Source organism: Dolichospermum sp. LEGE 00246 (assembly GCF_015207865.1).
GTDB lineage: Bacteria > Cyanobacteriota > Cyanobacteriia > Cyanobacteriales > Nostocaceae > Dolichospermum > Dolichospermum heterosporum.
The window spans coordinates 1-7,600 of the sequence record NZ_JADEWA010000264.1; the positions used below are offsets into that span (position 1 = coordinate 1).

At 37.9% G+C, this 7,600-nt stretch carries 7 protein-coding genes; 4 read left to right on the forward strand and 3 right to left on the reverse strand.

Annotated features, from left to right (window positions below; genetic code table 11):
* Window positions 1–522 precede the first annotated feature (522 nt).
* The 3 genes from IQ228_RS16660 to IQ228_RS16670 form a co-directional block, all read right to left on the reverse strand.
* Complete coding sequence (locus IQ228_RS16660) at window positions 523–1,800, reverse strand: pitrilysin family protein (protein WP_027401449.1); 1,278 nt, start codon at window positions 1,798–1,800, stop codon at window positions 523–525.
* A 123-nt stretch (window positions 1,801–1,923) separates the two neighbouring features.
* On the reverse strand, window positions 1,924–2,829 hold the full coding sequence (locus tag IQ228_RS16665) for an alpha/beta fold hydrolase (RefSeq protein ID WP_027401450.1): 906 nt from the start codon (window positions 2,827–2,829) through the stop codon (window positions 1,924–1,926).
* A 2-nt stretch (window positions 2,830–2,831) separates the two neighbouring features.
* On the reverse strand, window positions 2,832–3,332 hold the full coding sequence (locus IQ228_RS16670; protein WP_027401451.1) for a HugZ family protein: 501 nt from the start codon (window positions 3,330–3,332) through the stop codon (window positions 2,832–2,834).
* A gap of 145 nt (window positions 3,333–3,477) precedes the next feature.
* Between IQ228_RS16670 and IQ228_RS16675 the strand changes: the two genes are divergently transcribed.
* From IQ228_RS16675 to IQ228_RS16690, 4 genes are all read left to right on the forward strand, one after another.
* Window positions 3,478–4,962, forward strand: coding sequence for a CIA30 family protein (locus IQ228_RS16675; RefSeq protein ID WP_193963604.1), 1,485 nt, complete (start codon window positions 3,478–3,480; stop codon window positions 4,960–4,962).
* A gap of 161 nt (window positions 4,963–5,123) precedes the next feature.
* On the forward strand, window positions 5,124–5,474 hold the full coding sequence (locus tag IQ228_RS16680) for a hypothetical protein (protein ID WP_228043918.1): 351 nt from the start codon (window positions 5,124–5,126) through the stop codon (window positions 5,472–5,474).
* A 536-nt stretch (window positions 5,475–6,010) separates the two neighbouring features.
* Window positions 6,011–7,006 carry a DMT family transporter gene (locus tag IQ228_RS16685; RefSeq protein ID WP_193963606.1) on the forward strand — a complete coding sequence of 332 codons (996 nt, stop codon included), beginning with the start codon at window positions 6,011–6,013 and terminating at the stop codon, window positions 7,004–7,006.
* Between the two features lie 27 nt (window positions 7,007–7,033).
* Complete coding sequence (locus IQ228_RS16690; RefSeq protein WP_193963611.1) at window positions 7,034–7,513, forward strand: SET domain-containing protein-lysine N-methyltransferase; 480 nt, start codon at window positions 7,034–7,036, stop codon at window positions 7,511–7,513.
* The last annotated feature ends 87 nt before the right edge of the window (window positions 7,514–7,600 follow it).

The window sequence follows — 7,600 nt, forward strand, 5'->3', positions numbered from 1 at the left end:
TGTGTATAAGAGACATCCCTAACCCTCCCCTTGTAAGTAATTGGACAAAAATATTTACAGTCATTGCGAGCGAAGGGAAGCAATCACAACCCTGGGAATTGCTTCATTTCACTTCGTTCCATATGGCTAACGCCACGCTGCGCTAACGCAATGACATTGTGTAATTAATTCTGTCTCACTACTTAAAGGGGAGGGAACTGGATTTTTATTGTTTCCCCCCTTTATAAGGGGAAAGGGGGGTAGCAATGTGATGAAAATTACGGAATACCACTTTTAAAACATCCTCTTTAAGAAGTCGGGGATCTCACTCTGGCAATCAAATAAGATTACTATACTCAAAACGGCTAGAAGCTGGACTTTTTTATCATACAAAGAACAAGGTTCAAAGCCTCTCACCGCACCTCTCTAGGAGAGGGAAAAGGAATAACATTTAATACTGGAGAGGTTTACCAGAGGGGTTTCATATTTGATTAAACTATGAACCGGTTGCAGTATATATTTCCTTTGAGATTTAAGTCAAACTTAAACAGGCTTGATGACAACGACACCATAGGCATCTGGAGACAGATAATCTTTTGTAGCTTGGATTAAATCAGTGGCTGCTTGTGCTTGAATATATTGGGGATAATTAAAGGCTGGTTCTAAGTCACCAATCAATGACTGATAATAACCATACAACCCAGCGCGATCGCTTGGTGTTTCATTTCCAAATATAAACCGATTAGCTACCCGTTGTTGAACACGAGCAATTTCTGATTCTTTGACAAATTCTGTTTGTAATTTGCGAAGATGTTGAATAATTCCTGCTTCCACAGCCGCTAAATTTTCTACATCACATTTAGCAGAAATCGAAAACACACCTTGCAATAGATTATTCATATTACTCACAGAAATTGAAGATACCAGTCCCTGTTCTTCCCGTAGATCTTGCACTAATCTAGATGTTCTCCCATGTCCTAAAATACCCGCTACAACATCAAGCGCATAAGTTTCATCTAACTCCATCAATCCAGGAACTCGCCACATCATCACTAATCTTGCTTGTTGGAGAGTTTCATCAACAACTTCCCGACGGACTATTTGTGTAAATGCAGGTTCAGGAATTGCTGCTGTTTGTGTTAGTTTATTGGTAGTTTGTTGATAATTTTTATTAAATTCTGCCGCAATAATTTCTACTAATTCTTCTACTGGTAAATTACCCACAGCAACTGCTGTAATTGACTGAGGTTGATACCAATGAGCATGAAAATCTCGCATCTGTTGCGGTTTAACTTGAGAAATAACAGATTCAGGTCCCAGTACAGGACGACGATAGGGTAAGGAATCAAAAGCAGTTTCCATGACATGACGATAAATTCGTCGTCTAGGATTATCTTCAGAACGTCTAATTTCTTCTAAAACTACTAATCGTTCCCGTTCAAAAGCATCATCAGGAATACTCGGATTACAAACAACATCTATTTGCAAAGGAGCTAATTCGGCAAAATCTTTAGGCGCAGTTGTGGTGTAATAGTGGGTGTAATCTTGGCTAGTAGCAGCATTAGTCACCGCACCGCGTTCTTCAATCCGGCGTTCAAATTCACCACTAATGAGTTTCTGCGTACCCTTAAAAATCATGTGTTCTAAAAAGTGAGCCATACCATTAATAGCATCTGACTCCATTGCAGAACCGGTTTTTACCCAGAGGTTAAGATTAACCGCGTCTATCGGCATTTGTTCGGCGATAATCGTCAAACCGTTGGGTAGAGAGTGCAGCGTAGGTGCATTAAGGCGTGGAAATTTCAGCAGAGTTGATGTCATTGGTTGTGGTGAGTGAAGAGCTATTTCTATATTACAACTTTCTTGATGGTGTAAACCTTTCGCGTACAAGAAGTCAGAATTAAACGCAGATAAACGCAGATGAACACAGATAATTTTAGTCCTTTAGATTTCTAATTTTCCAGTTTTGTTGTATTTTTGCAAAATCCCTATCACAACTGCTGGTATTTCTAAATGGGGCAGAATTCCCGTATCGGGTATTTCATGAAAACCCTGAATTGCTTCAGTATTTAAATTTGCTAACCGTCGTCCTAATTGCATATTTGTAAATTGGGCATTTTCACCCCACAACATCACAGTGGGAACTTGAAGTTGTTGAATATATAAACTCAAATCAAAATACAAATTTCCTCGTAAAAAAGACAAAGCTGCAAACTTAGCTTGATATTTTTGTGCAGAACTTAAATAAGCTGACACCATTTCCTGTGTAACTCTTTCCGGTTTAGCAAATAGAAAACTCTGCAAAAAGTTTCTCACTGCAATTTCATTTTCTGCACCTAAAGCATAAATTAAATTATCTACTAAAGGTGTATTAATTAAAGAAAGCGGTAATCTTCTCCCTGCACCTTCTCCAAAATCATTAAAACCCGCAGGACAAACTAAAAATAAAGCGTTGAATAAATCGGGATAAGTAACAGCCAGACGAATAGTAAAAGCCGCAGTTAAAGAAGATGCTATGACAGTTACAGGTTGATCACAAGTTTGCGAAATAAACTCAAGAATCGTCGTTAAATAATCTTCAATTTGATAATCTCTCACAGGGTGAGCAGATTTTCCCCAGCCAATTAAATCCGGGGCTAAAATTCGATATGTTGACGCATAAGCTGGGTAAATTTTTGACCATTCATAAGCAGACGCACCACCACCAAAGTTATGTAGAAACAATAATGGTGGTAAATCTTGATTTTTGGTATTTTCCCAAGGATTGCTAATTTGGGTATAATAAACCATTGCCCCCAAAGATGTATGAATGAATTTACTACCAAAACCCGGAGGTTGAAATTTCAGCATAATTATGAAAGTGAATCCTTGGTAATTTGTACAAGTTGATTTATATTGTCGTTACTAATATTATACGCAGCCCCAAACCCAATTACAAAACGTCCAGTCTTCGGTGTCAGTTGCAAAATCCGAAAATCTGGTAAACTGCGTAATGTAGAAATCAGTTCCCCAAAACGAAGCTGAAATTTATCAACAATTTGCTGCCATTTTTCAGTTTCCCTTTCTATCAAATTTGCGGTACAATCAAAGCTTAACCGCCGACGAGCAAAAATCTGGTTAGTTTTAACTTCGTCATCAATAAATAGAACACTCACAAAAGGATGATTTTGAACATTTTGCGTATGAGTAGCTAGTCCACTCACATAAATATAGATGTTCTTATCATCGTCCATCACAAAAGGAGCATAACTAGCATTAGGGATGCCTTGTTTATTTACCGTACTAATAATAATGCTGGTAAATTCTTCAGGAAATTTCTCATATTCAGCTTGGGCGTTAGCAAATTGACTCATCACGGCAATTATCATATTGTATGAGCATTATACCAAAAAATAGTAATCTGGCTATCCAGATTCCCGATTTCTTTGAGAAGTCGGGGATCTAAATCTACAAAAAATTGATACAATAACACTAAAATACCATGTTTAAATCGTAACTATGAATAATAACAACCGCTCTCAATGGGATTTATGCAGGTTTATTAAAACCCTAACTTACTTTGAAGTATTTCCGATTCTTAATTGGATTCAAAAATTATTTCCAGGTAGTTCCACAGATTATCAAGATAGACCAAAACAAGGAGAAAATATGGCTGTAATTTTGGTAGCTGGTGCAACGGGTGGTGTGGGTAAACGAGTTGTTAAGAAATTAATAACACAGGGTTATAATGTGCGCTGTTTAGTTCGAGATATTGAAAAAGCGCGGCAAGTTCTGGGTGATGATATTAATTTGGTAGTTGGAGATATTACCAAACCAGAGACTTTGACAAATTTAGTTATGGCTAATATTCAAGCTGTAATTTGTTGTACGTCAGTGCGTGTTCAACCTGTGGAGGGAGATACACCCGATAGAGCAAAATATAATCAAGGTGTGAAATTTTATCTGCCGGAAATTGTCGGGGATACACCAGAAAATGTTGAATATCAAGGTGTGAAAAATTTAGTAACAGCAGCCGCAAAATATCTGGTTGCTGCGGGTGAAAAACCGATATTTGATTTCACGAAACCATCAGATGAAATCAAAAATATCTGGGGTGCTTTAGATGATGTGGTTATGGGGGGTATTAGTGCTAGTAGTTTCCAAATTAGGGAAAATACAGCAGTATTTACAGGTAATGTTTCTACTGCTAATTCTGGGGGGTTTGCTTCGGTGAGAACTAAGAATTTCTCACCTTTGCTGGATTTATCTGGTTATCAAGGTGTGAAATTGCGGGTTAAAGGTGATGGACAACGTTATAAAATATTTATCCGCACAGAATCAACTTGGGATGGTGTTGGTTATAGCTATTCTTTTGATACTGTTGCTAATAATTGGCTAGATATTCAGATTCCTTTTACAGATTTAGTTCCCGTATTTCGTGCCAAAATTGTTAAGGACTGTCCACCAATGGACATTAGCAAAGTTTGTTCTATGCAATTAATGTTGAGTAAGTTTGAATATGATGGTGCTTTAAATCCTGCTTTTAATCCGGGGTTTTTCGCACTGGAAGTTGCTTCAATTCAAGCTTATGGTGGGGAAACTTTACCTCAATTTGTATTAATCAGTTCCGCTGGGGTAACTCGTCCCGGAAGACCAGGAATTAATTTAGATGAAGAACCACCAGCAGTGAGATTAAATGACCAATTGGGAGGGATTTTAACCTGGAAGTTGCGAGGAGAAGAAAGCCTGAAAGCTAGTGGAATTCCCTATACAATTATTAGACCTTGTGCTTTGACAGAATCAGCAGGAGGGCAGGAGTTAATTTTTGAGCAAGGTGATAATATTAGAGGAAAAGTTAGCCGTGATGATGTGGCGGAAATTTGTGTTCAAGCAATTAAAGAACCACAAGCTATTAATCGCACTTTTGAGGTGAAAGAAGGTGAAGTAATTGCTAATAATTTAAATTGGACAAGGCTATTTTCTGGATTACAGGCTGATAAATAAAACGGTTCTAAGGTAGGTTGAGTGGAACGAAGTGAAACCCAATATTGACGGTAAGATGGTAAAATTTGTTGGGTTTCCTTGCGTCAACCCAACCTACAATAAATGTTGTTTTACAGAAAGGGAACGGTAGAGCCATTTTCATTTAATAATCTTTAATAAGCATGATATTGAAAAGATTGTTGGTAACTGGGCTGTGTGTGTTTGTTGTTTGGAGTAGTGTTTTATTAAATTCTGCTTTACCGCAACAAGTTGATTTCCGCGTTAATAATTTAGAGTCTGATGTTAGGAGTTTACAATTACGCTTACAACAACTTGAGTTAATGGTTGGGAAAAATAATCAATTACCTGTTGCTGATAGTCCTCAAGTTTCTCCTAATGCGAGACAAAATTTATCACAGTCGCAACAGGAAAAGATGTTTAAGAATTTAGCTAATTTGGTGGTTGAATTAAATCAGAAAATTAATAAGTTGACAATTCGAGTTAATCAACTGGAGAAACTAAATATCAAGTAGAAGTTCTCTGTTTGAAAATAATAGCCAGATAATGTTGAGTTTTTTATTTTTCGTATTATACTGCAAACGGTTCATAGTTTAACCAAATATGAAACCCCTCTGGTAAACCTCTCCAGTATTAAATGTTATTCCTTTTCCCTCTCCTCTTAGGAGAGGGTTAGGGAAAGGTGCAAAGGAAAGGCTTTGAACTTGTTATTTGTATGATAAAAAAGTCCAGCTTCTAGTCGTTTTGAGTATAATTAGTGTGTTAGGATATCTGGGGCAGTTTTTTATAGGAATGTATGTCCTTCAGCATTCAATAATGTTCGGTAAGAGTTTTTGTAGCGACTGTCTTGATTGTCAAGCGACAGCGCAACCCAACAAATGCTTATAAGTCTTGGGTTTTGCTTTTGTGCGAAGAATTCAAGTGAACTAACCTAATTTTTTTTAGATATGCTGATGAAGAAACAATAAACGTTAATATTTCTCACTCTAGTGAACCGCTTTACGGTTAACTAACGGAATATAGTTAAATTGATAAGAGGCTATGCTGCTTAATGACCATAGAATTAAATAACTACTCTCAAAAATCACCAAACACTCTCTATTATTCGGGTATAGCAGTGTTGCTTCTCGTCACTCTCATCTGGGGTACGAGCTACCCAGTTCTTAAAGCAGCCCTTGGTAGCCTTTCTCCTTCAGTAATATTTGCAACCCGCTTCGCAGTAGCCGCATTACCTTTCACCCCCTATTTGCGTTTTGTGAATCTTCCCCTGCTACGGGATGGAATTTTATTAGGACTGATAATCTTTAGTACCTTAACTCTCCAAACAGTTGCCCTGGAAACTACCTCTGCCAATCATGCTGCATTTATTGCGAGTTTTAACGTTATTCTAGTTCCTCTATTGGGACAATTACTAGGTCGGCAAGTATTGCTGAAAACTTTCCTCGCCGCAGCAATGGCTATCTTTGGGGTGGGAGTGATGTGTTGGGAAAGTGAGCAGATAGTGGTCGGCGATTTCTTGATGTTGGGTAACGCCTTTCTTTACTCTATCTACATTCTTAAGCTTGAGTCCATCACTTTACGCCACCCTATTTTACCACTGACAGCAATCCAGCTTTGGGTAATAGCAATAGTGTCTTTAATTTGGGGAGCGCCAGATTTAGTTAGACAGTATGAGTCCATAGGTGCTAACTGGGCTGTAATTTTGTATTTAGGTTTATTTGATACTGCTGCTACCATTCTTCTCCAAGTATTGGCTCAAAAATGGGTTAACGCTTACGAAACGGCCTTAATGTATACCCTTGAGCCGATTTTTGCAGCAGTTTTTTCGTTTTTATTGCTGGGAGAGAAACTGGGGGTACGTGGTATTATTGGTGCTACTTTTGTCTTGATGGCAATGATTTTTGGTCAAACTAAATCTCAGGATACTGAGCAGGATCATGAAGTACAAGTCAACGAGCCGATTGTTGCCGCACTTTCATCTGTGGATAGTGAGCCAATTAATATTCCAGTGTCGCTTCTTAATAGCAATCTCATGGAATCGGAATAAGATTCGTAATCTCTACTAAAAAATAGGATGATGGAATTAGATACCTTAGTAAAAGTAACAAGTAAAGGCAGAAGCGTTTTTGCCAACCGATGGTTTCATAAGGATGAGACTGTGGTAGTTGGAAACCAAGTTGAAATCCTTTCAGAAAGAACTATGCACTCTTTCCAAATGGATTTTGACCGGCATATTCAATTGGATGAACCGGCGCGATTAATCAATCATTCTTGTAGCCCAAATACAGGAGTTCGGAATAATAAATTTGGCGGCTACGATTTCGTCGCATTGGTTGATATTCCTGCTGGAACTGAGATTACCTGGGATTATGAGACGACGGAGTATATTAGTATTGCCGTTCCCGAATGTTGTTGTGGCTCTCCTGAATGTAGATTAAATATCAAAGGATTCGAGTTTCTCCCTATGGAAATCAAGAAAAAGTATGGTGAGTTTATTGCTGATTATTTGAAAATAAACATACCTGAAAGTGTCACCAAAATGACGATTAAATAAAAGGATTTTATGTTGGGTTTCTTATGTCAACCCAACATACAGCACTCTCCGGTGTTATGAGGTACAAGAACCCCACCCCCTGTCTCT